Raw genomic sequence first — 25470 nt, 5'->3', positions numbered from 1 at the left:
CCATTAACGGTAAATAGGACGACCTATTTCACCCAAAGTAATCAGTGGGACGACCCACACTTTATGAGTCTTTGATTATGTTTAAGACAGTATTAATTGCCAATCGCGGTGCTATCGCTTGCCGTATTATTCGTACCTTAAAAAAGCTGGGCATCAAAAGTGTGGCCGTATACGCTGAAGCCGATAGAGAGTCATTACATGTACGCCAAGCCGACCAAGCCTTTAGCTTAGGTGAAGGGGCGGCCAGCCAAACCTATTTAGATCAACAGAAAATTATCGACATCGCTAAACAATCAGGGGCTGACGCTATCCACCCTGGATATGGCTTTTTAAGTGAAAATGCTGATTTTTGTAATGAATTACAAAACCATGGCATCACCTTTATTGGTCCCAGAGCCCAACAGATGATCGATTTTGGCTTAAAACATCAAGCCCGCGATTTAGCCGAGCAAGCTGGCGTGCCTTTAGTACCAGGCAGCGGCTTGCTGGCAGACTTAGACGAAGTCACCGCATTTGCCGAACAAGTAGGCTATCCCGTTATGCTGAAAAGTACCGCCGGTGGTGGTGGCATAGGCATGCAAAGGTGTGACAATAAAAGTCAGCTAGAAAAAGCCTTTACCAATGTGAAATATTTAGGCGCGCAAAACTTCTCTAACGACGGCGTGTTTTTGGAAAAATTTGTACAACGAGCCAGACACATTGAAGTACAAGTAGTGGGTAACGGTGCTGGGCAAGTCGTGACCTTAGGTGAACGTGACTGCTCTAGTCAAAGACGTAACCAAAAGGTAGTGGAAGAAACTCCCGCACCAAATTTATCTGACGACATCAGACAGCAAATGTATGCTACAGCCAAACAACTTATGGCTTCTATTCACTACCTAAACGCCGGTACGGTTGAATATATTTTTGATCAAGATTCTCAGCAGTTTTACTTTTTGGAAGTAAACACTCGCTTACAGGTTGAGCATGGTATTACTGAACTTTGCTTCGATGTAGATCTGGTAGAGTGGATGTTAAAAATTGCCTATGACGACACTATGGCCAAGCAAGCTTCATTGCCAGCTACAGACTTAAGCGCCATAGATAATTTGGTCAGTCATGGCCACGCTATTCAAGCGCGAGTGTATGCCGAAAACCCAGCTAAGCAGTTTCAACCTTCGTCGGGGTTATTAACCCAAGTTGTATGGCCCGAACAGCACGTCACCAACGCAGAAACACTGCGTATAGACCATTGGATTGAGGCAGGCATCGAAGTGTCGCCATTTTTTGATCCTATGTTAGCCAAGGTGCAAGTGAAAGGGCAAAGCAGAGAGCAAGCCATCCAACAATTAGACAAAGCCCTAGAGCAAAGCAAGCTATATGGCATTATTACCAATATGGATTATGTGCGAGATATTTTGCAATCAGAACTGTTTACACAGGGCAAAATTTTCACTCGTAGCCTAGACAAAATTCAAGCGATTTTTGCGGGCTTTGAAGTATTGAAACCCGGCACCATGACCACCATACAAGACTACCCTGCCCGCACAGGCTATTGGAATATTGGCGTACCGCCATCTGGTCCTTTCGATTTTTACTCGTTCAATCTAGCAAACCGTTTATTAGGCAATAGTCAAGATGCAGCCGGTTTAGAAATAACCATTCAAGGTCCATCGTTATTGTTCCATCAAGCCAGTCAAGTAATGGTGTGTGGTGCAGAAATTGACATAAAAGTAGATGAACAAAGCTATGGCATGAACCAAGTGATCGATATTGCTGCTGGGCAAACATTAAAAATTGGTTCAGTAAAAAGTGCCGGAAGCCGAGCGTATTTAGCCATAAGTGGCGGTATTCAATGTCCAGAATACTTAGGCAGCAAAAGCACCTTTACCTTAGGTCAATTTGGTGGACATTGTGGCCGTGCCTTACGTACTGGCGATTTTATTCAGCTGATAGACAACCAAGCTAATCACATCAGTCGCCCAACTCATGACAACCAAGCGTTAGCCGCTAAAATTGATAACAGTTGGTCTTTACGGGTAATGTCTGGCCCCCATGGTGCCCCTGACTTTTTCACCGAACAAGACATTCAAACCATTAATCAACATGAATGGGAAATCCATTACAACTCAAGCCGCACAGGGATTCGTTTAATCGGCCCTAAACCAGAGTGGGCACGAGAAAGCGGTGGCGAAGCAGGCTTACACCCTTCAAACATTCATGACAATGCTTATGCCTTTGGTACGGTGGACTTTACCGGAGACATGCCGGTTATTTTAGGTCCAGACGGACCAAGTTTAGGCGGTTTTGTATGTCCCTTTACCGTCATATCTGCCGACTTATGGAAACTGGGCCAGTTTAAAGCCGGTGATAAAGTACGTTTTGAGGTAGTCGATTTAGCCGCAGCACAACAACTTGAACAAGCCCAAAACACTCAATTGCAGGCATTAACCCCACAAGCCTGTGACTATCAAGCCGTCGCCGTTAGTTCACCTATTTTAGATAGGTTAATCACCGAAGACGGTGAACCTGATCTGGTATTTCGCCAAGCCGGCGATAAATTCTTGTTAGTCGAATATGGCGACCTAGTGTTAGATCTAGCCTTACGAGCCAGGGTACAAGCTTTATTAACCAGTGTTGAGGCAGAGAATATCCAAGGGGTATTAGAACTCACCCCAGGCATTCGCTCACTACAGGTGCACTTCGATAACCAAAGCGTGGCCGTCGACGAGCTGATCGCCAAGTTAAAAACATTAGACATGGCACTGGGCGATACTAGCCAACTGGAATTTGCCTCACGTATAGTGCATTTACCCCTAAGTTGGGATGACGAAGCTTGTCAGCTAGCTATCGATAAATACATGCAATCGGTCCGCAAAGACGCTCCTTGGTGTCCGTCAAATATCGATTTTATTAAACGCATTAATGGTCTAACCGACATTCAACAGGTGCAAGACATAGTCTTTGCGGCCAGTTATTTAGTGCTTGGCTTAGGCGATGTATATTTAGGTGCGCCAGTAGCTACGCCGCTAAATCCTTGTCATCGACTAGTGACCACAAAATACAATCCAGCCAGAACTTGGACCGCAGAAAACTCTGTGGGTATAGGCGGCGCTTATATGTGTGTGTATGGCATGGAAGGTCCTGGAGGCTACCAATTTGTAGGGCGTACCGCACAAATGTGGAATCGCTATCGTCAAACAGATGTATTTGAGAACCCTTGGTTATTACGCTTTTTTGACCAGATTCGTTTTTATCCGGTTTCCCATGATGAACTTGAGCAAATCAGAGCTGATTTCCCAATTGGAAAATGGCAACCCAAAATCGAACAAACCTCTATATCTATGCCCGAGTTAGCCCTTGAATGGTCTAAACAACAGCGCGACATCGACAAGTTTGTCGAGCAGCGTGAACGAGCCTTCGAGCAAGAAATGAACGACTGGAAGGCCAGTGGCCAATTGGTCTATCAAGCCGACGACAGCATGGACGGTGAACAAGACGAACTGGTTTTAGCTGACGGTGAGTTTGTTATAGAGTCTACGGCGGCTGGAAGCGTATGGTTGATCGAAACCGAACAAGATAAGAGCGTAGCCGAAGGTGACAGCTTAATCATCTTAGAGTCGATGAAAATGGAAATCGGTATCGCTAGCCCAGAAGCCGCAGTGGTGAAAAAAGTACTAGTAGAAGCCGGGCAACAAGTACAAGCCGGTCAAGCTTTGTTAGTACTTTCTAGCAACCCAACGAAAGATTAAGGAGACACCATGAAATTACCTATTAACTTAAGCCCCCCTTTAAACTTAACAATTAACGCCTTACAACAAAGCTATAAAAATGGTGACTTTACCCCAAGTACCTTAATTGCCGAATTGTTAACCGAAGCGAAACATTATCCAGAAACGTGGATCCACTTATTATCAGCAGAAGAAGTAGCGCCATACGTTAAAGCCTTAGAAAACAAAACCCCAGAAGAATGCCCATTATGGGGTGTACCTTTTGCCATCAAAGACAATATAGACTTAGCGGGCGTACCGACTACAGCGGCCTGCCCAGAATTTAGTTATGTGGCAGACAAATCAGCTTATGTGGTGCAACAACTGATAGACGCCGGTGCCATTCCATTAGGCAAAACTAACTTAGATCAGTTTGCCACAGGGTTAGTAGGCACTCGCTCACCTTATGGTGCAGCACCTAATAGTTTTAACCCAGAGTATATTTCTGGTGGCTCTAGTTCTGGCTCCTCTATTGCCACAGCAGTAGGCTTAGTCAGTTTTGCCTTAGGTACAGACACAGCAGGCTCGGGCCGAGTACCAGCATGTTTCAATAATTTAGTCGGCTTAAAACCGTCAAAAGGTTTGTTATCAACCACAGGTGTGGTGCCTGCTTGTCGCAGTTTAGATTGTGTCAGTATTTTTAGTTTAACCGCCGAAGATGCACAAACAGTGTTTGCGGTAGCCGCCAAATTTGATGACAGTGATGGCTTTGCCCGTCAAAATCCGCTCACTAACCAAGGCGCGGTAAACTTTCCTGCCAAGTTCACCTTTGCTGTGCCTTTAGCCAGTCAGTTAGCCTTTTTTGGTAGTGACCAGTACCAAACCGCCTATCAAGACGCCATAAAGCAGCTAGAAGCCATAGGCGGAAGCAAAGTTGAAGTAGACTTTGCACCACTACTCGATGCGGCAAAACTGTTGTACGAAGGCCCTTGGGTAGCCGAGCGTTATGTGGCCACCGAAGATATTATCAGCAATAAACCCGAAGCTATGATGGACGTAACTCGCACTATCATTAGCGCCGGTGATAAACCTAAGGCCACCGACGCCTTTAACGCCTTATACAAGTTACAAGATTTAAAACAGTTAGCAGACAAGTTAATGGCTGATGTTGATGTATTTATGTCACCCACAGCGGGCCGACATTTTACTTTGGCCGAAATAGCCGAAGAGCCAATTTTGCGTAATTCACAATTGGGTTATTACACCAATTTTATGAACTTACTCGACTTTGCTGCCATAGCGGTACCCACTTCATTTACCGCTGAAAACATGCCATTTGGGGTGACCTTATTCGGCCCAGCTATGACAGACCAAAAGCTATTAACGCTAGCGACTCGATTACGCCAGCATAATCAACTGCCTTTAGGGGCCACTAAAATTGCTTATCAAGCAACAGCCAGTAGCTTAGCGCCAAGTGCAGGTTACATTGATGTAGTAGTAGCAGGTGCTCACTTATCTGGCATGCCACTAAATTGGCAACTAACAGAACGCGGGGCAATATTTAAATCCATCAATAAAACCTCTGCTAACTACCAAATGTATGCTGTCACAGGGGCTGTAGAACGCCCAGCGTTGATCCGTACTAGCGACAATGGTTGTGCATTCGAGGTAGAAGTCTGGTCAATGCCCATCAGTGAATTTGGCTCCTTTGTCCAAGGTATTGCCGCACCATTAGGCATAGGCCAAGTGGAGCTAGAAACAGGTGACATACTCACAGGTTTTATCGCCGAAGGTTATGCAGCTGAAATAGGCACAGATATTAGTGAGTTTGGCGGCTGGCGGGGGTATTGCGCTGCGCGCTAAGCATGGCTTCGCCACTCATGCGCTTTGCTAATTTATGTGCTGCGCACACTAAGCATGAGCTTCGCTCACAAGGCATGAGCTTCGCTCACAAAGAATGTGCTGCGCACACAAGGCATGGCTTCGCCACATATTCGCTTTGCTTACATCGCTGCGCGATAAGGCATTCGCGTTGCTCACCGTCATCCATGACGTTTTTCAGGCCTCATCCCTGAGGCCCGATTTACTTCTTTTATGAAATACATCCCTGTATTTCACCCTTCGAGCCGCACTAAAGTGCGTTCCATATTTATCCTGTAAATATGGTCAACAGCAAAAAGAAGTAAACAAGAAATGCCGGTCTCCAACCAAGTTCTATTACCTGCGCGACTTGTCTAATAGAGGTCGCAAAGAAGTGTTCCCTACAAACTTTGCTAAAATGACATCCATGTCATTTACCCTCTATTAGCCTGCGTTGCTCGGCGAACTTGGAGTCGCGAGGTAAATCAAGAGCATTCACTTCGTGAATAGAGCATCGGCTTCGCCGACAAAAAGCGGTGGGTAGGTGCTAGTAAACAGGTTGAAGTAAAAACAAAAATATATCCCTACGTTTATCGATACTGAAGCAAGTTTTCACTCTTCATCGTCTTTCCCTAACGTCATTCCGGTAGTCTTTTGAGCCGGAATCCATTCTTTTACAGTAGAAAAGTCAGGATGAAGCAGAAAAATCAGTAGATAGGAGGTAGAAGTTAGGGATAGTTAAAAAAGCAAAAACAAATAATTTGAACCACTGAGGGCACAGAGGCTTCGCGCACAGAGGGAATATTTGTTAATACAAGCCTCACATCTCGTCATTCCGGTAGTTCCTGTTAACAACATACAGGAATGACGTATGAGCCAGAATCCATGGCTTTTTATTATTAAATAACCTCACCCTACCTATTCAGATTGGCTATTTTGTCCAATAACAGCAGATCAAGGAAAAATGTCGTATTTGAAATAAGTATGTTTTGCACATGAAGTGGTTATTCGTTATAAACGAAAACCTTGTGGGTGTGTAAAAAAACAGCCCGAATGAAATTGGACAATTTGTCGTGTTTGAATAGCCTAAATTGTCGTTAGTTAGATTCTTTTATTTTATGGAGAGTGCGTGAGTATTTGTCTAACTTTTTCAAACATTGACTGGGCAATAACTAAGGATGTTTTTTCGATTATTGGAACAATCTCAGCGGTTGTTATTGGTATTATCGGTTTAACCACTTGGCGCAGACAATTAAAAGGCACAAGTGAATACGAAGTAGCTAAGAAAGCTATACTGCATACTTACGAGGTTGAACAAACCATTCAAGGTGTGCGACATCCCATGTTACACCTTCCAAAAGACAAAGATAATATTGTCTTGCCTATAGTGGATCGTCAATATATGTCTCAATTAGATTTCTACTTCCACACACTTATTGTTGACAGTATTTTGTTTTACGGCAATATTAACGGGTATTTTTAATACCCAAATTAAATGAATTAATTTGAGGAAGAAATTTTATTTTGCACGCGAATGTAGCTGGTTTTATTAATGATGGTATATGTTAAGTCTAGTCTTTTTTCTAGCAGAGGTGGTATGTCTTAATATCGGTTTGTTAGAAAGGTTGTTTCTCTATTAAGTAAGAAGCACGTTTATTGAAATTTTATTTATAATGACACAAGGAAAATATAGTGAAAAATATGTTAACAAAAGCCGCAGTTGCAACAATATGTTTTGTTGGTTCAGTAAATAGTGCTTTAGCTGGTACTATTGAGACTATCCAAATTTACCATCATGTTTCTGAATTTGAGCGTAGGCAACAAGAAGAACTTCAAAGACATATGAGCAATATTCAACCTGTTATTCCCGCTATCCCTTCTAGTGTTGGGAGCCCAGGGGGGACAGAGACAGAAAAAGAAGAAGTAAAGACGTGTACTAAAAATGTAGACGTAGAATATGCAAGATGCGAAAGTAATTTTAGAAATACCTATTCAATAACGATATCGAAAAGTTGCCGCACAATAACTAATACTGTCTTTAATTGGAAATACTTCAGTATAGGAAGTAACTCTTATGACCAATGTAAAGACACTGCTGAAGCTAGACGAGATGCTGGGTTAGCAAGATGTAAGTTAGATAAAGCTGAAGCTTTAGCAAATACATGTCCGTAGGTTTATTCAGAAAAATTTGAGAGCAGCGATGATGCTCAGATAAACAGTTTAAATAAGAGTAAAAATAATGAACAAAAAGAATGGTGTGCTGGCAGTTTTAATTTCAGCACTGTTAATTTACTTGTTTCTGTTTCAAAGAGAAAATGAGGACGGTAGAAACTTTATATCATCGGGTAATGAAAGTTCTGAGCAGTTAGAACCGTTGCAAGGAGATCATGAAATAGAAACGGACTTACTAACAGCAAACGACAGAAACCAAGAGAGCGTTCTTAAAAATAAATTACAAAATAATAACGTTAATAAAGATCTTAACGTGCAAGATAAGTTCTCATACGAAGACAACTGGTGTATTGCGTCTGAAGATTTATCAGAAGATGATATTTATAGAGCGGAAGAAGAAAGAAAAGACTGGTCATTAAAAAGAGGTATGCACTTTATTCACAAGGATACTGCCGATTATGAGGCATTTAAATTAAATAATGAGTATGTTGAGCCCTATCAGGAACTGGATGTAGAAACCCTTATTGAATTTGGCAATAAAGATGACCGTATGGCTCTTATAACCTTAATGCAGCGTGAAGATGTAAAGCCATCTGAACGTTCATCTGCAGCTAAAAAGTTAGTTATTTTAGGCGACACAGATATGGGTTTACAGCAATTGGTAATAGAACACTTGGTCAGTGCGGCTTTCCGTTTTTCTGAACAAAAACAAGCAGACTTACAAGTTAAAAGAGATTTAATTGATGCTTTAGCGTTAGTTGAACTCGGCCTAAAACGACGAAATCCTGCAGCGTTAAACACCTATTTAATGTTTGCTGATAGTGAAGAATTGTTGCACGGACTAGTTCCTGATAACGTACTTAGTAGTAATGATTTACTAGAAATTAGCAAAAGAACTCGCCAGCACATTGAGGCAATAGATACGGAACGTAACAACAAAAACCTACCATCTATTGATGAAGAAGATATCCCTAGAATTGCCCAAACAATGTTTAATGAAGACTTAGCGATTATCTACGATGAATATGAGGGATTATTAGACGAGAGCAGAGTAATACAGCAATGGAATGATAGTTATTTACAAAAAACGCCTTGTTTAGAAAAATTAATTGCTCGTTTTTAAGGGGCTAACCACTTATTGAAGATCAATCAATGGGGTCGTAGACGCTGATTTTTAGTGATTTTCATCCCCAGATATGAGCATGAACTGTCTCTGCACTGCTGCATCATTTACGGTGGCCGTTAGATCACATGGTTTCGTTGTCTTGTATTCATGCCATCCTTGGTATTCACCCCTTCGGAGCCAGCTAAAGCGGTTGTAAATTGCTCCTGCAATTTGCTGCCAACTCACCTCCAGCCTACGCCTCATATGATGTTATTGTTCATCAGCTCGCAAATTTATGAAATGCGTCCATGCATTTCACCGAAGGCCATCCTACGGATGTTCAAAATGGTTCCATACCATTTTGTGCGTCCGGCTTCCTTCAGACCAAACCTCGCGGTTTAGCCCTTGCCATTCGCTAGTAGTTAACGTTTAATAACGGTAAGTTATATAAACGGTGTTCCTCCTACAGAGGACTTTCACCTCATTAGTTCATGCCCATGCTGGGCGTACACAAACGCATCAAAATGGACGTCTAACAGTTGGCTGGCGCTCATTCTTCGCTTATTTTAGCCAACTGCTATCCGCAATTTATGCGGGTGTTGAGGCTGTAGAAAAAGTTCGAGTCAAAAAATATAGCGTGTTTTAAGCTGATTCTTTTTGAAGTGCAATGGTAAAACCTATCCAGATTTCACGTAGCAGTGCCATTTGGTGTGTGTTTTTAAGTGATTTTGATAATAAATTTAAGGCTGGGACTTTTTCTACAGCCTCGTTAGGTTTCAAAGAAGATGAAAGCGAACATTAAAGTAATCGAGTTAAATAGTCTTGATCGATTTAGAAAAGATTTATTTTCAGCAGATTCATCTGAAGCTATTGAAAAGCTCTTAAATTGGTATATTGAATCTTTTGGCGGGCTGAATTTTAAATTTGGCTATGATCGACCAATTATAAGAGCAAGGCTTTGTTCTAGCATTGAAGGCTTTAGTCATGTTAGTGAGTTGCACTCTCCACCTCCTGAAGTGGCAAGCATTGGGCGCATGAATGAAAAAGGTAGCCCAATGTTCTATGCTTCGTATCATATAGGTACAGCGCTCGCTGAAATTAATGCTAAGGAAGGTGACATTATTCAAATTGGACAATTTCAATTGCCCAATCAGTCTGACTCAGGAATTAGGTGCTTGGCAATTGGCGAGATTTATAATACCTATCATGGCACGAGTACAATTTCGCAGACTATGTTTGATGAGATACGCAAATTAATCGATAGACTTGGTAAAAATGATATTCATGGGCTTCTTTCTTATTTATATATGGATGCTCTCTCTGCTGAGCTATTGAATGATCTTTCTGCTTCTGAAAAAGATTATATTTACTCTAGAACATTAAGCAGGCTTTTACTCGAAAAACACCCTGAAATTGATGGTTTAATATTTCCTAGTGCCAAAATTAAAGGAACGGCGAATATTTCTCTTCGCCCTGAAGCTGTTTTAACAAAAGCAAAAGTAGTTTCAAGTCAAGTTATAAAAATTATTAAACTATATCCCTATGGGCTTTGTGATTTTAAAGTTGTAAAGCAAGCCAAAGGAGAAAGATCCGACGGTAAAATTATTTGGTAGAAACCTAATCGGGTAGCCGGAGGTGTCTAACCTCCAGCTCCCACAACACCCTGCATGCGGCTCCGCACACGACTGCATGGATGCAGGAGGTAGAGCGAAGCAGGATGCCAGAGCCGAGGGCGTTTCACTTAGGATGGTGAAGCGATATCCAACCATCACGCAGTGAATAAAGCCCTTCGGATTTTAAGTATTCAAGGGATAAAGCTTGATTAACCCCCGGGGTTTTGGCACTGCGCCATGGTCCTTTGCTGGTGATGCCACACGCAACGGCTGCCTGTACATGTACACCTAATTTCATTAAACTTCTGACTTTGGTGCGTGGCTTTCGCCACTGCCGCCAATAGGCCATTCGAACTCTACGTCTGATCCAATGATCTAGATCTACGCATCGCTGGAACCCACTGGCGATACCGAAGTAGTTTATCCAGCCACGTAAGTACTGGCTGAGTTTAAATAGTTGGTAGTGCATAGACACGCCCCAGTTACGGTTTGTTAACCTTCGGACTTGTTGTTTGGACTCCTATCGAGACACCCATAACTAAATTCGATAACAACCTTTGGGAGATTTACTTTTATGGGTGTCTCAATAAGCTTCGCTTTTTAGTTGTGTAAGATTATGAAAAGATAGAAAAAATCTTATATGCGAATATTCAAGTTTTTAAACACTTGGATTAGTATTAATGTGTATGGGTTAATGTCTCATAAAAAAATTGAGAAAAAACAATGATTAAATACATCTATAAATTTTCCGTATTAATTCTATTAGTGGCAGTGGGAATTGGCTTTCTTCGTTATTACAAGGTTAATGAATACGCCTTCGCAATCGAACATGGTGAAAAATTATCATGCTCTGATTTCAACAAGGGAATAACAAAATTTAAAGGTGAGTGCTGGTCATGCCCTGAAGGCTTTAATAATTGGGTAAACAAAACGGTTAGTGATCCGGCAAATAAAAAACACTGTAGAAAAAAGAATAATTACGTTGCTGCGATTCCTCATGGTAAACCAACAGGCTTGTTAAAAATTAAGTGCGAAACGAAAGACGTTTGGTTTAAAAACAGCGCATGTTGGACCTGCCCAAATAGTTACAAGCCAGCTCGCATTAAAGAAAACAAGGGTAAGGCACAGTGCAAACCAGAGGCCAAGTATAGCTATAGGGCAGCTAATAAAATAGGTGAAAAGGGATGCCCTAATGGAGCATGGGCTGGAACGCTATCCAAAAAATGCTATCGTTGCCCAGAAGGCTATAACCGCAACATCCTCAAGACAGCATTTGACCATGATCCTTCAGATGACCCTAAAGCTTGCAAAGGCAAGATATCGTTAATGGATTCAGTTTTTTGAAATTAGTGGGTTCATTTTGTCTGCTCCATTTGACGATGGCTCAATCATATTGGGGTTACAACAAGGTTAAAAACATAGGTTGTATTCAAATTTTGCTTAGTTTACACACAAAAAAATACTTTGAGCCGTTTAACAAATGCCTACCTAGAAAGATTAGATTCCTGCTAACGACATGCAGGAATGACGGGCTTTGAGGTCAGTAGTAATTTGGGATTGACCATTCATTGCTAGGGCTAATAGTTTGCGAATTACTGCTTTTTAGTTTGCCGCGATACACAGTAAGCTCCAAATTACGATATACCGACAGCCCCGCATCACGTCATTCCGGTGCGCTTTTTAGCCGGAATCCAGGGCTACTCCAATTGAGACACCCATAACTAAATTCGATAATAACCTTTGAGATATTTGCTTTTATGGGTGTCTCAATAAGCTTTGCCTAAGTCTGCAACATTCTGGCTTTTCTGCTTTAAAAGACTGGATTCCTGCTAACGACATGCAGGAATGACGGGCTTTGAGGTCAGTAGTAATTTGGGATTAACCATTCATTGCTAGGGCTAATAGTTTGCGAATTACTGCTTTTTTAATTTGCCGAGATACACAGTAAGATCCAAATTACGATATACAGACAGCCCCGCATCACGTCATTCCGGTGCGCTTTTTAGCCGGAATCCAGGGCTACTCCAATTGAGACACCCATAACTAAATTCGATAATAACCTTTGAGATATTTGCTTTTATGGGTGTCTCGATAGCTAGCTTATTTTTTGCTGCTTATGTTTCAGGCTCATCGATGGTGGGCTAACGGAGCATTTGAGCAGTATCTGACGGCTTCGCCCACCCGGTTTCACTTCAAATCGTCAGTTCCTGCACAGGAATCACTTTAAGGTATCATGGTTAACAGCCACCCAACGGTCCCACTTCCTACTACTACAAGCCATGGAGGTAACTTCCAAAACATAAGCGCAACAAATGCCAGTAAAGCAAGGCCAAAATCCTGCAGGGGCATGTATCGCGCTCGTCCATACCGGCTGATAAAGTGCTGCTAATAAGAGTCCAACAACAGCAGCATTGACACCAGCCAAAGCGGATTGAGTTTGAGCGCTTTGGCGTAGATGCTCCCAAAACGGCAAGGCGCCAAAAACTAAAAGAAAGGATGGAATAAAAATCGCCAACAAGCAGACCAAGCCACCTAACCAACCCGCAGGTGACTCATTCATGGATGCACCTAGAAAAGCAGCAAAAGTAAACAGCGGGCCTGAACAGCCTGCGCCGCGCCGTACCCTGCAAGAAAAGACTCATTGCTTACCCATCCAGACGGAACAACCTCTGCCTGAAGTAGTGGGAGAACGACATGCCCACCACCAAAAACCAAGGAACCAGCTCTATAAAATGCATCCACCAATGAAAGCGATTGATGAGGAAAAACATCTGCCGCTAAAGGTAACCCCACTAACAGAGCAAAAAATAACGACAACCAAATCAGTCCGGTACGACGCCTGATGACAATTGGCAGAGGATCATGAGCCGTTCCCGTCGCCGGTTTAAGTAACGTAACGCCAATGCCCGCAGCAATGAAAATAATTCCTACTTGCCCTAAAACCGACTGTGTCATCACCGCAATACAAGCGGCAACTACCATGATGGTAATACGAGGCGTATCCGAGCAAAGATTGCGAGCCATCCCCCAAACCGCTTGTACAACGACGGATACTGCGACAACCTTCAATCCGTGAAGCACACCAGTTGGCAATGAATCACCGTAACCGGTTATCCCCATTGCAAATAAGATGAGTATAATTGCAGAGGGTAATGTAAAACCTAACCAAGCGGCCACAGCTCCAGAATACCCCGAACGAGACAATCCAAGTGCAATGCCCACCTGACTACTCGCTGGCCCAGGCAAAAACTGGCACAGAGCAACTAAATCTCCGTAACTTTGGTCTGTCAGCCAACGCCGTTTTTTAACAAATTCCTGATGAAAATAACCTAAGTGGGCAATCGGACCACCGAACGAAGTTAGGCCTAAGCGCAGGAAAATTAAAAAAACAACCCACGGGCTTTGATCGTTGTCGTTACGTTTGATATCGCTCATTCCATTTCGTCTGTACTAATGTGATTACCAAGAGATTGTGTCGGTCAAATTACCGAGCGACTTTGTCGTAATGAGCATACCAGCCAGTTGGTAAACTGGCTATCTTTTACACCAATTCTGCAAGCATCTGCGCTCTTTTGACTCTTAGAACTGTTGCATCCATATCACTCCTTAACCACATACTGCGCACACCATTTGGGCTAACATCAATGCTCAATGCTCAATGCTGCAGTTAGCTTCAACGTAACCTCCAGCTACTCCAATCGAGACACCCATAACTAAATTCGATAACAACCTTTGGGAGATTTACTTTTATGGGTGTCTCAATAGGTTTTATTGTTAGGCTTACTTTTAAAGGGGGATGGATAGGCTAAAAGTTGTACAAATTTAACTTTGCTTAATTTATAATCACTTTTGATTCATCAATACGTTGAATTATATGTTGTCGTTATTAAGGCCCAATCATAGAAAGATGTGAATATGCTAAGGGCAGTAGCTAAAGTATCACAGTATATTAGTGAAGATTTGGTTCCATATTTTTTGTCGTGATACTTGCATTAGTTAATGTCTCTATAGATAAATGACTAATAAATAAGGAAATAAAATGCAACTTAAACAAGCAATCACTTTGGCAATACTGAGTGTTGTCACACTAACTGCGTGTAAATCAACCGATACCCCCTTCTAAGAAAGCACTTGTAGTTGTTGGCAGCAGTTGCGCTGACATAAAAAACAACATTCCCTCATCAGCAAATGGTTACTATGCGATTGATTTAGATAACAATGGCCCTCTGGCGCCAATTGAAGTTTACTGTGATATGCAGACTTCTGGTGGTGGCTGGATGTTATTTGCCCATCATACTGACGGTTTAGACCGCATAACTCAAACAAACAATGTTACAACCAAAAAGTTTGGTGTTATTTCCAGTGAATACTGGGTGGCTATGCGAGAAAACATGAATGACGGAATGATGCTTCTTGATGAAAACAAGCGAGTATCTAGAATTAGTGCCGCCAAACTATATGGTGCTAATTGTGAAAGCATATCTGATTTAAATAATCTGACTGCATTAAGTAAAGATGGTTCTCGCCATATTTGGCATCATGAAAGCCGAGGCTGTGATGGTCGAGGACTTGACTATTCTTTAATAAGTCTGACTGATTCGACTACAGCTAAATCTTATGACATTGCTGGTGCAGCGATTTATCAGGACTCATCAATGAAGTTTGATGAATGGCCTTATGGTTCAGACGGCTCATCCTATAAACATCAAGATACCTTGATGTATTTTATTCGATAAGGTTTAAGACTTATAAATATTCCAATCAAGACACCCATAACTAAATTCGATAATAACCTTTGAGATATTTGCTTTTATGGGTGTCTCAATAAGCTTTGCCTAAGTCTGCAACATTCTGGCTTTTCTGCTTTAAAAGACTGGATTCCTGCTACTACGTGCAGGCATGACGGGCTTTGAGGTCAGTAGTAATGTGGGATTGACCATTCATTGCTTGGGCTAATAGTTTGCGAATTACTGCTTTTTTAATTTGCCGCGATACACAGTAAGATCCAAATTACGATATACCGACAACCCCGCATCACGTCATTCCGGTGCGCTTTTTAGCCGGAATCCAGGGCTACTCCAATCAAGACACCCATAACTAAATTCGATAACAACCTTTGAGATATTTACTTTTATGGGTGTCTCAATAAGCATCTTGCCTAAGTCTGCAACATTCTGCACAGTCTGGCTCATGCTGAAGGAATCTGCTTCATTCAACTTTTACCGTCTCGGACCAGTTACTATCTTGGGAATTGAGCTGGCGTTTTATTTTGAAATAGATTTGTTTCTCACCTGATAAATCTATGCTCAACATACCTCTGACGTTCGATACGAAAGTTTTATTTAACTGCTCTTTGCCGCTGCCATATTGAACTACATAATTGCCGTCTGCAAAGTCACTTGAATAGGCGATGACTAGTTTGTTGTCGACAATAAAACTATCCCAAATAATCGGCGGTAGAGCTTTAGTATTGGTACTGGCAGTGATTGGCTTAGATGCTTGGCTTGGCCCTTTGTCGTTAATTGCAAACAGCCTAAATTGATAGTCTTGATTAGCTTGCAAGCCTGTAATATCAATTCTATCGCTTATAGTTTTGTCAGATGTATGAGTAAGCCCTTTTTCATCTGTATAACGAACAAAGTATTCAGTTGCATTAGGCACTTTATCAAACAGGATCCTTATTGCATTCTTGCCAGAGAGTAAGGTGCTAATTTGCGGTGTAATCGCCGGTTGAAAAGACACGGTTTTACTTAATCGAGTGTGCTTAGTTGGTGTCACTAGGCTTAAACTAAGAGCAAGTACATCATCAGGTAAAGAAGTCCAACTAATGGTGCCTTGCCATTCTTTATCTAGTGGCGTAATGCTTGGTAAGTTTTTCACATTGCTATAAACCACTTGGCCTTGGCTATTGCTAAATTGATACCGTAACTGATAGTTGTGCATACTATGACTAGGGTAGTCGCCTGGATCTCTGATTGGCATACGCACTTGAGCTTGGTTGTTGTTGAAATCGATGTTGCTTACTTCAATATCTTTAACCGGTGCGTATTCCTTTTGAATACGCTGGTATAAACGACGTTTTTCCCGCCATGATGTGATCACACCCCAAACACGATTCTCTTCGGCCGTTGTGCCTGCGTAAGCGCTGCGATAGTCATTGAAGGTCCACATAGACGTACCAATCACAAACTCATTTTTATGCCTGAAATGATTGGTCCATTCAGAAAATATTTCTTTATCCGCATCTAGTGCCGTTGACGGAAAAGGGTCAAAACCAAATTCAGAAATAAACACAGGCTTGTCTGGCCATTTAGCTCTTAAGGTATTTAAAATTTCTTGTGGCTCACCCTGCCAACGATACATATTGTGCATAATGATGTCAGAAAACGTATTGGGATCGGTTTCTGGGGTATATTGTGGTTTTTGTCCGGAGTTACTTACCACAGTTAATAAGCGGTATGGGTCTAACTCTGTTTTGACATAGTCAATGGCAGCCTTGCCGTATTCATAATGATTGTTTAGCTCATTACCTACGCTCCAGCCAATAATACTAGGGTGGTTGATGTCTCGTTCGATCATGCCTTTTAACCAATACTTGGCTAAAAAGTAGTTCTTTTCGGTAACTGTAACGCCGTGTTCTGGGCGTAGTTTTACGTAGGCTTCATCTAAAGTGAGAATTTCTTCATCGGCTAGGTTTAGCTTAATGCCTTTCTCTTGCTCCAGTTTGGCTACTGGGTAGTAGTTTGCTCTAAATTCATCGTTATCTAGATCCCTAACATTGATTTCTTCAAATAGTAATAGGCCCTTTTTATCGGCTAATTCGAACAAGGTTTTGTTTTGGGTGCCATGCATGATTCGCATAAAGTTGGCACCAGCTTCTTTCATTAAATCTATGTCTTGCGCCAGTATTTCTGCAGGCTCAGACGAGCCCCAATATCTGTGCTCACTTACCCGGTTAAAGCCGGCCAGTCTGACAGGTTCGCCGTTTAGCAACATTTTAGACGTTGTTAGTTCGACTTTTCTGATCCCGAAATTTTCTTGTTTTGTATGTAAAACCTTACTGTCATCGCTAATCGAGGTTTCTATTTGATACAATTTAGGGTTGTCAAAATGCCATAACTTCACTTGCTCAGGGCTAAGCTGAGTGTCTAAATGTATTTCTTTGCTGCTATTGGCTGGCACATCAATACTTCCGCTTAATGTGGCGATTTGTTTGCCGTCTAATATGTTAGATGTAAGCTGAATATTACGTTCGACATTGGCGTTGTTTTCAACTTTTACCCGCAACTTGATGTTGGCACTGCCAGTTTCTAAGTCGGGATCGGCATGCACATATTGGTAATCAATCCGTACATCGTTATTTTTAGTTAGGGTGACATCACGAATAATACCGCCCCAGTTCCACGTCGCTCCCACTACTGCACTATTATCAGCTTGCACGGCAATCACGTTATCACCAGCAAAATTAAGGGCATCTGTCACATCAAATTCGAATGGAGTAAAGCCTCCACGGTTTTTACCTATCAGTGTGCCGTTCAGGTAAACACTGGCTAAATGGTAAACCCCTGCAAACTTTAGGTAGTACCTTTGATCTGAGGATTTTTGCCAAGATTTAGGTAAATTAATGTGTTTACGGTACCAAGCCTTACCAGTGTAATTAGAAAAATCATTGTTCATGCCCCAGTGCCCTGGGACTTTTAGATCGGCCCAATTAGCATCATCAAATTCACTTAAGTAAACACGGTTTGGCTGTTGTTTAGCTTGTAGATATTTTTCTTCAGATATTTCTCTAAACATCACTGCGTCGGCGGCGACTGTGCCACTTACGATAGCGGTAAGTTCAACATAGTTTTGCTGTTGGCTGTCAAACTTAAAGATTCCTAAGCTGTTCCATTCATTACAAAATACTCGCTGGCTCACGTATTTAGCAGCCAGACCATCTGCATGCTTTATCTTGTACTGAGCAGTTAAGTGTGAAGCAAATGGATAACGAGTAAAGGCCTCGTAATAGCCTGATTTCTGAAATTTGGGGTAAAAACGAAAATAAGAATCGTCCTCTTTATTGGCGTTATTTAAGTCGGTTAAAGTGAAATTATGCTGCACATAATCATCGCCATATATTTGGGTGTTGCGTTGACCTAGGGTTGAAGATTTCCACTTACCTTTCATTTCGACGTTTGCGTCTTTGTTATCAATGACAAGGTCGCTACTTTGCTCCTGAATGTTCATATAATTGGAGCCCTCACCGTAAATGGCATAAAACTTCCAATCACCATTTAATGAAATGGTTTCTTCATCTACAGTGGGGATTGATTGTTGTTGCATGTTACAACTAGCCATAAATGTAGTGATTAACACCAGCGCTAAACAGGATCGCAGTTTACGTTTTATCATTTTTTAACCTACAGTCATAAATCCAAATAAGGTCGTTAGTGTGCTCACTAACCCTGCCATTTTATATTTGAACACTGTACTTTATTGGCGCTATATTAGCAACACTTTGATTGTTGAATGTAAAATTAATGTGAAAGATAGAAAAACATCCTGACTTTTCTGCTCCGCAAACAATGGATGCCTGCTAACTACATGCAGGCATGACAGGCTTTTAGGTCAGTAGTAATTTGGGATTGACCATTCATTGCTAGGGCTAATAGTTTCTGAGTTACTGCTTTTTTGATTTGCCGCAATACACAGTAAGATCCAAATTACGATATACCGACAGCCCCGCATCACGTCATTCCGGTGCGCTTTTTAGCCGGAATCCAGGCAACTCCAATCGAGACACCCATAACTAAATTCGATAACAACCTTTGGGAGATTTACTTTTATGGGTGTCTCAATAAGCTACTGTTCTGACGTTTCTGTTGCAAAACAATGGATGCCTGCTAACGACATACGGGTATGACTAATTTCGGCATCGGGCGATGCTCTTGTGGGCACGTGTTTCCAATCTAATTTCTTTACTGATTTCTATTTACAGCTTGTGGTCAAAAGTTTGTGCGGGGGCGGGTAATCCATATTTTTCAAAATATTGAGCGACTTTGCCACTTTTACGATACTCCAGCATAAGCGCCGCTACTTGATTATGATACTTCGCCACCTTTGATTTTTTAGAGATGCTTACATACATAGGGTTCGTAAAAGAATCTTCTAGCGATGCCTTTTCAAATCGCGTAGCAAATAGTTCTACATAGTGATAAACAGAAGTAACTGCAACGTCTATCCTGCCTAGCTCTAACAATGCCAAAAGTTGTTCGGTTTTATCGACAAAAATCAGTTTTTTACTCTCCAACTTTGCAAAACTCGGAGAATAAAAAACGTTGCGAATAGCCCCTACATTTACGTTTTTTAGAGCATCGTATGTGTCTATATCGGATTTAAATTTGGGTGATTTATAAAAAAATAGATGTCTCGTTGGCGACGCATACTGCACAGGATGCAAAGCTTCTCGTCTTTCTGCTGTCATCGAGTGCCTGATCAGCAAATCAATCCTACCTTGTTTGGCCTGCCTAACTGATCGCCCCAATGGGGGTTGTTGTACCCACTTAATAGAAAACCCGAACTGTGCGAAAACATCTGCCACTAAATCAGGTACTGGGCCGGCACACTGGCCATTTTCAAAAAGTAATTCTGGTGGATAGTCACGACAATAGGCCGTTAACGTATCGGCCATTACGCCTACTGGTAACGCAGAAATGAACAATAGTAACAAAACTTGCACCTTGTTTTTCATATCAGAGCACTTTACATTCCACGGTTTATATTAAGGTTATTAGTAATTACCTTACCGCTAACCTTATGTATTTAGCAAGGCAGATTGTTGTACCTAATAACGGGTTATTGCTAAACAATCCAACGCCGCTAGATACAAAAAGAGCATTATCCAGAGGTTCTTGCTTATCCAAGGTTTTGATCACTGAGTCTATTTTAATGCTTTATGCACATAAGTACGTTTTAGGTGTCGAATATGACTAACCGCGCACTTAATTATTAATACCATCTATATTGATAAACAATTAAATGCATCCAGCGGTTTATCAGTTAATAGGCCGCCTCCAGATACGCGTTCAATCATTTGCCTATTGCAGGCTTCCGATGTTTGCTCAACATTCGCAGCTGTTTTTAACGCTTCTCATCTATTACTATAAACACACTTTCAGTCACCTATGGCCATCAGTTTTTATGAGTACAGACATTCCCCAAGAGCAATCTCTTCTTTTTAATAAGAAAAACAAAGTATCAATCTGGGCAGCAAATTTTCCCTATGCTGATATTCCCGATGAGTATTTTGAAGAGACGTTTTTCAAAAACAACAAACGAGCTAAAAACACTTGGTCAGCCAATTATAAAATCCGTTACTTCTTACCGGAAGATATGGAGACCAACGGCTCTCACGACAGCTTAATTGATATTCGTGAGGCTGCAGGACAATGTTCTTGCTCTAGCTCGTACATTGTCAATTTATTGAGTAAAGCTAAAAAGGCTAAGCTCGAACAGGTGAGCTGGATCATTTTATTATTTGAACAAGAATATAGCACCAAACTGAGTGGCGTGAGTCAAGACAAGTACACCACTTTTCTCGGCGCATTTAACTACGACCCATTGAGCGAAAGTGTGTTCGCAGAAAACGAAGAATAAATAGCAAGCCGCCCCTTTTAAATCACTTAGAAAAACGACTCAACTTAACAATCTGACCTTTTGGTCAGATTCTTGCTTTCCTTTGAATTATTCATCACTTGATGGCTAAGAATAAGAGTTACTTAATCCTTAAGTAACTCAAAAGGAAATTGAATGAAAACTAACTCCGATATCTTGTTTGCGCTTGAAGATATACCGACCAAAAAGCAAAGTTTTATTGCTGCCCTTCAACATCTAATGGCCTGCTTTGTAGGCGTGATAACACCTACGTTAATTATTGGTGGTGCATTAGGTTTACAAGCAGAGGTGCCTTATTTAATCAGTATGGCGTTATTTATCTCTGGTGTGTCAACTTTTGTACAAGCCAAAACCTTTGGTCCTGTCGGTTGCGGCTTAATCGCAGTACAAGGTACCAGCTTTGCTTTTGTCAGTGCCCTGTTAGTTGCGGGCTTTACAATTAAAAGTAAAGGGGGCAGTAATGATGAAATATTGGCAACTATGTTTGGTATTTGCTTTGTCGGGGCCTTTATTGAGATTGGGGTTAGCCAGTTTATAGACAAGGTAAAACGTATTATAACACCGCTCACTACTGGCATAGTGATCACAACAATAGGCGTAAGTTTAATAAAAGTCGGGATCACTGATTCTAGCCGGAGGCTTTGGCAGTGAGAGTTTTGGAGAGCTGAAAAACTTAATGTTAGGCCTGTTTGTTTTGGTGTTAATCATCGGTATGAATATTTCTAAAAACCCTTGGATCAGACTTTCTGCGATTATGTTAGGTATGTTGGCAGGTTCGATTGTTGCTTACACTATGGGACTGGTGTCATTTAGCCATGTGCTTTCGCAGCCTTGGTTTAGCTTACCAGTACCCTTCAAATACGGTTTCAATTTTGACTTGGACATTTTTTTACCTGTTGCTCTAATTTACTTTTTAACCGCCCTAGAAACATCTGGCGACATCACCGCTAACAGCCTATTTTGTAAGTTACCCATAAAAGGAGACCGCTATTTCAAACGGATCAAAGGCGGTGTATTGGCAGACGGTTTAAACTCGGCCCTTGCTGCGGTATTTAATACCTTTCCCAATACTACTTTCGGTCAAAATAACGCAGTCATCCAAATGACAGGGGTAGCAAGTCGTCATGTTGGTTTTTATATTGCAGCTATCATGGTGATATTAGGGTTATTCCCGATAATCGGTGGGGTGCTGCAGGCTATTCCCAAGCCCGTTTTAGGCGGTGCAACATTAGTTATGTTTGCCACTATTGCCGTTGCTGGGATAAAAATATTAAGCAGCGAACCTATAGATCGTAGAAAATCACTGATCATTGCCACCTCGTTCGGTGCGGGCTTAGGTGTCTTAATGGTACCTGACGTTGTACAAAACTTACCGGAGCTGATTAGAAACATACTTTCTTCTGCTGTCACCACGGCTGGATTTACCGCCATCATTATGAGTTTATCATTGCCAGAAGACAAAAGTGCCTCACAAGATTAGGTTTAAAATTACGCCAAGTCACTAAGTTGTAAGTAAGGCTAAAACCAGCACTAATCAGTCAACATCAATTGCTCACCGTATACCCAAAAAGAGTCAATATTGCACTTTTTTTGGGCGTTTTGTCTGTGCATAATTCATCAATGTTCTCACTTTTGTATCTCACCCCAATAAAATTGACCGCTCGGTCAATATTATTGTTTATGGCATAGCCATTGCTTTTACTTACGTGATTTACAGTGATGTAAATCAACACATACATGACTTGCCTACGACTGAAAACACAAAGGACACCCAGAACAATGAACAGCTTTAAACACAATTTGCTTTATGTCGCAACCGTATCAGTATTGGCAACCTCTTATGTCGCACCTAGTTTTGCGCAAGAAGAAGCAATGGAAACAATATCGATAACCGGTGTAAAAGACGTTAATTCACTCATGCCCCCCGAATCTAGCAGCACTTTTGGCTTCGACAAATCTTTAGTGCAAACCCCACGAGCCGTAACCGAAGTCAGCGCAGACTTGATTCAAGCGTATGGTTTACGCAGTGTTGATGATCTAGTCAGAATGACCCCTGGGGCCATGACCAGTTCGTTTTTTGGGATCCAAGGTCAGATGGATATTCGCGGTGAGTCTGCTGATAATTACTTTAGAGGGTTTCGCAGGATCGCCAACCCAGGGGCCTTTAAAACCAATATTCGCGGAGCCAAAAACCTCGAAGTAATGCGTGGGCCCGTTAGCCCTTTATATGGTACAGGTAGCGTAGGTGGGCAACTGAATTACTCGCCCAAATCTGCTAAGTCAGACGCCACCAAATATATTGAGTCGACCACTGGCCAAATCGATTTAACTCTAGGTAGCTATTCACAGAAAATACTGGCCGGCGAAGTAGGTACACCATTTACAATTGGTGACAAGCAAGGTGGGATATATGTGTTTGCTGAAGTAGAGGACTCTGGATCTTTTTATCATGGTTCGGAGCCTAGCAATGAAATGCTACAAGTTGCCATCGACTTAGATATCAGTGATAGCACAACAATGGAAATGGGGTTTCAAGCACAGACTTCAGATAGTATCCAAGTTCCAGATTGGAACCGAGTTACCCAAGACCTCATTGACAAAGGTACCTATATTACGGGTGCCGCGCCTGTGCGTAACTCAGACAACCCAATTGGTGCAGACCGTTTATTACCTCAAGAATCTGGTTTTGTTACACCGGCTGCGCCGTACTTTATCAACTCATCATTTTCAGGGGTTGGCTCTTTCTGTAGTGCGGGAACAGAGGATAATAGTAACTTTGTCTACAACGGTAACTTATTGTCTTGCCCTGGCGCGCCTGGATTTATAGATGGCTATGCGTTAACCAATCCTGGTACCACTCAAATTGACCATAAAACCACTTTCATTGACGATATCGACTTTGCAGATTCAACAGCTTTTACTGCTTACTTAGACTTTACCACTTATCTCGATGGCGACATTACTTGGAAAAACCAATTTTATTACGACTATATGGATCATACTAAGTACCAAAGCTGGGGATTCACTGCGGATTATCCTGGGGCCAAGGCTGCCGAGTTTCGTTCAAGCTTCAAGTTTGATAGCCAAGGCGACGGTTACTTTATCCAACATATTACCGGGCTCAGCATTCGCAACGAAGACCTCGATTATAATCATGGATTTTATGATGAAACCTTCGACTTTCGTGATATTACAGTAGGGCCAACAGCCAATGATAGAATCGACTGGGCCGTAGAAGACCCTTACGAAGATGCCACTATTCTATATGATGAAGATAACAATCCTATTGGCATTGAAGGCACTGTACGTAGAAATTATAACGAGGAACAAGTATCTACGGTCACCAACCTAGGCCTATTTTACTTAGCCGATATTACGCTAGATCAATGGTCGATTCTACTTGGTGGACGCTATGATTACTACGACGTGGAATCGGAAGATCAAGCCGTGTCTTTGCTAGGCATTCCTTTTGGGGATGGATTAGTTCATAGCGATACTGAATCAGTGCTAAGTTATAATATTAGTGTCTCATACATGATGGATTCAGGCTTAATACCTTACGCAACTTACGCTAAATCCAATTCGCTGACGACTAACCAACTAGGTGGGATCGTACCCAATAGTGTCGACAATGGTGAATATATTGCAGATTCAGACTTAATTGAAATGGGGATAAAATATACCAGTGACGATGAGAGTATTTACGCTGCTTTATCAATTTATGACCAAGAAAAAACGGACCGTATTGGCGAAACTCAAGCCTTAGTAGCGGTATCGAGTAAGGGCATAGAATTTGAGGCCCGCGCTTTACTGAACGAATATTTCTCGATTACAACCACTGCCACGCATATTGAAACAACAGAAGTCAGCGATAATGCCTTAGCAATTATTAACGGTGCAGAATTTGCCAAGTGCAGAATGGGTTGCAGCCTTACCAAGTATATGGTGGACGTATTGGTGGCAATCGCTCAATTTTTGTAGGGACAGGAGTAGAATTAGACCGTGGAGGCTTACCAGACAACTCTATGAGCTTCTACTTAAACTACGTACAACCTATGGGCGATGGACAGTTCACCAGTAGTACCGGTTTTGGCTGGGCAGACGAAACTTATACAGATGTACTAGAAACCATTTTGTTACCTAGCTACATGGTATGGACCGCATCTGTCGGTTATGTGGCTGATAGTTACGAAGTGCTGTTGTCGATTAATAACCTATTTGACGAAGAGTACTACACCTCTGCAGATTTGTTCGACTCTGTTGTGGTCAAACCTTCGGAAGGCCGTACCGGTTCTATCATGTTAAGTTATAAGTTTTAATTTTCAATTCACTTTAACAACAGACTTAGTCGGGGCAAATAGCGCCCCGATTTTTT

General features: G+C 41.7%; 13 protein-coding genes and 3 pseudogenes. 12 read left to right on the top strand and 4 right to left on the bottom strand.

What is annotated here, in order from left to right; all coding sequences use genetic code 11:
* Positions 1-77 precede the first annotated feature (77 nt).
* The 6 genes from uca (at position 78) to RS130_RS08390 (ending at position 10439) form a co-directional block, all read left to right on the top strand.
* Positions 78-3731, top strand: coding sequence for an urea carboxylase (gene uca, locus RS130_RS08415; RefSeq protein ID WP_316025584.1), 3654 nt, complete (start codon positions 78-80; stop codon positions 3729-3731).
* 9 nt (positions 3732-3740) lie between these two features.
* Entirely contained in the window at positions 3741-5552 is a 1812-nt protein-coding gene (atzF, locus tag RS130_RS08410; RefSeq protein WP_316025583.1) for an allophanate hydrolase, read from the top strand.
* A gap of 1126 nt (positions 5553-6678) precedes the next feature.
* Entirely contained in the window at positions 6679-7032 is a 354-nt protein-coding gene (locus RS130_RS08405) for a hypothetical protein (protein ID WP_316025582.1), read from the top strand.
* 209 nt (positions 7033-7241) lie between these two features.
* The gene (locus RS130_RS08400; RefSeq protein ID WP_316025581.1) at positions 7242-7721 is read left to right on the top strand and encodes a hypothetical protein; all 480 of its coding nucleotides are present in this window, start codon (positions 7242-7244) and stop codon (positions 7719-7721) included.
* Positions 7722-7788: 67 nt separating this feature from the next.
* Positions 7789-8844 (top strand): hypothetical protein, encoded by a 1056-nt coding sequence (locus RS130_RS08395; RefSeq protein ID WP_316025580.1) that lies wholly within the window; start codon positions 7789-7791, stop codon positions 8842-8844.
* A 767-nt stretch (positions 8845-9611) separates the two neighbouring features.
* Complete coding sequence (locus RS130_RS08390; protein WP_316025579.1) at positions 9612-10439, top strand: RES family NAD+ phosphorylase; 828 nt, start codon at positions 9612-9614, stop codon at positions 10437-10439.
* 124 nt (positions 10440-10563) lie between these two features.
* Here the strand turns inward: RS130_RS08390 and RS130_RS08385 are convergent.
* Positions 10564-10953: pseudogene (locus RS130_RS08385) on the bottom strand (group II intron maturase-specific domain-containing protein); the annotation flags it as partial.
* A 209-nt stretch (positions 10954-11162) separates the two neighbouring features.
* Here RS130_RS08385 and RS130_RS08380 point away from each other — a divergent pair.
* Entirely contained in the window at positions 11163-11783 is a 621-nt protein-coding gene (locus RS130_RS08380; RefSeq protein WP_316025578.1) for a hypothetical protein, read from the top strand.
* Positions 11784-12657: 874 nt separating this feature from the next.
* Here the strand turns inward: RS130_RS08380 and chrA are convergent.
* Positions 12658-13874, bottom strand: a pseudogene (gene chrA / locus RS130_RS08375) (chromate efflux transporter).
* 656 nt (positions 13875-14530) lie between these two features.
* On the opposite strand from chrA, the gene RS130_RS08370 reads away from it, so the two are divergent.
* On the top strand, positions 14531-15175 hold the full coding sequence (locus tag RS130_RS08370; RefSeq protein WP_316028006.1) for a fibrinogen-like YCDxxxxGGGW domain-containing protein: 645 nt from the start codon (positions 14531-14533) through the stop codon (positions 15173-15175).
* A 472-nt stretch (positions 15176-15647) separates the two neighbouring features.
* Here the strand turns inward: RS130_RS08370 and RS130_RS08365 are convergent, their stop codons facing one another.
* Together RS130_RS08365 and RS130_RS08360 are read right to left on the bottom strand one after the other, a co-directional pair.
* Positions 15648-18833 carry a glycoside hydrolase family 2 TIM barrel-domain containing protein gene (locus RS130_RS08365; protein ID WP_316025577.1) on the bottom strand — a complete coding sequence of 1062 codons (3186 nt, stop codon included), beginning with the start codon at positions 18831-18833 and terminating at the stop codon, positions 15648-15650.
* Positions 18834-19413: 580 nt separating this feature from the next.
* The gene (locus RS130_RS08360; RefSeq protein ID WP_316025576.1) at positions 19414-20172 is read right to left on the bottom strand and encodes a substrate-binding periplasmic protein; all 759 of its coding nucleotides are present in this window, start codon (positions 20170-20172) and stop codon (positions 19414-19416) included.
* Between the two features lie 449 nt (positions 20173-20621).
* Here RS130_RS08360 and RS130_RS08355 point away from each other — a divergent pair, with 449 nt between their 5' ends.
* The 4 genes and pseudogenes from RS130_RS08355 (at position 20622) to RS130_RS08340 (ending at position 25414) form a co-directional block, all read left to right on the top strand.
* A complete protein-coding gene (locus tag RS130_RS08355) occupies positions 20622-21077 on the top strand; it encodes an immunity 22 family protein (protein WP_316025575.1) in 456 nt (151 codons plus the stop codon).
* A gap of 153 nt (positions 21078-21230) precedes the next feature.
* A pseudogene (locus RS130_RS08350) lies at positions 21231-22575 on the top strand (nucleobase:cation symporter-2 family protein).
* Between the two features lie 299 nt (positions 22576-22874).
* The gene (locus RS130_RS08345) at positions 22875-25076 is read left to right on the top strand and encodes a TonB-dependent siderophore receptor (RefSeq protein ID WP_316025574.1); all 2202 of its coding nucleotides are present in this window, start codon (positions 22875-22877) and stop codon (positions 25074-25076) included.
* On the top strand, positions 25019-25414 hold the full coding sequence (locus RS130_RS08340; RefSeq protein WP_316025573.1) for a TonB-dependent receptor: 396 nt from the start codon (positions 25019-25021) through the stop codon (positions 25412-25414). The genes RS130_RS08345 and RS130_RS08340 overlap by 58 nt, the downstream gene beginning before the upstream one ends.
* The last annotated feature ends 56 nt before the right edge of the window (positions 25415-25470 follow it).

Source organism: Paraglaciecola aquimarina (assembly GCF_032464635.1).
GTDB lineage: Bacteria > Pseudomonadota > Gammaproteobacteria > Enterobacterales > Alteromonadaceae > Paraglaciecola > Paraglaciecola aquimarina.
The sequence above is the reverse complement of the archived record's forward strand: the minus strand, read 5'-3'. Positions and strand labels throughout refer to the sequence as shown.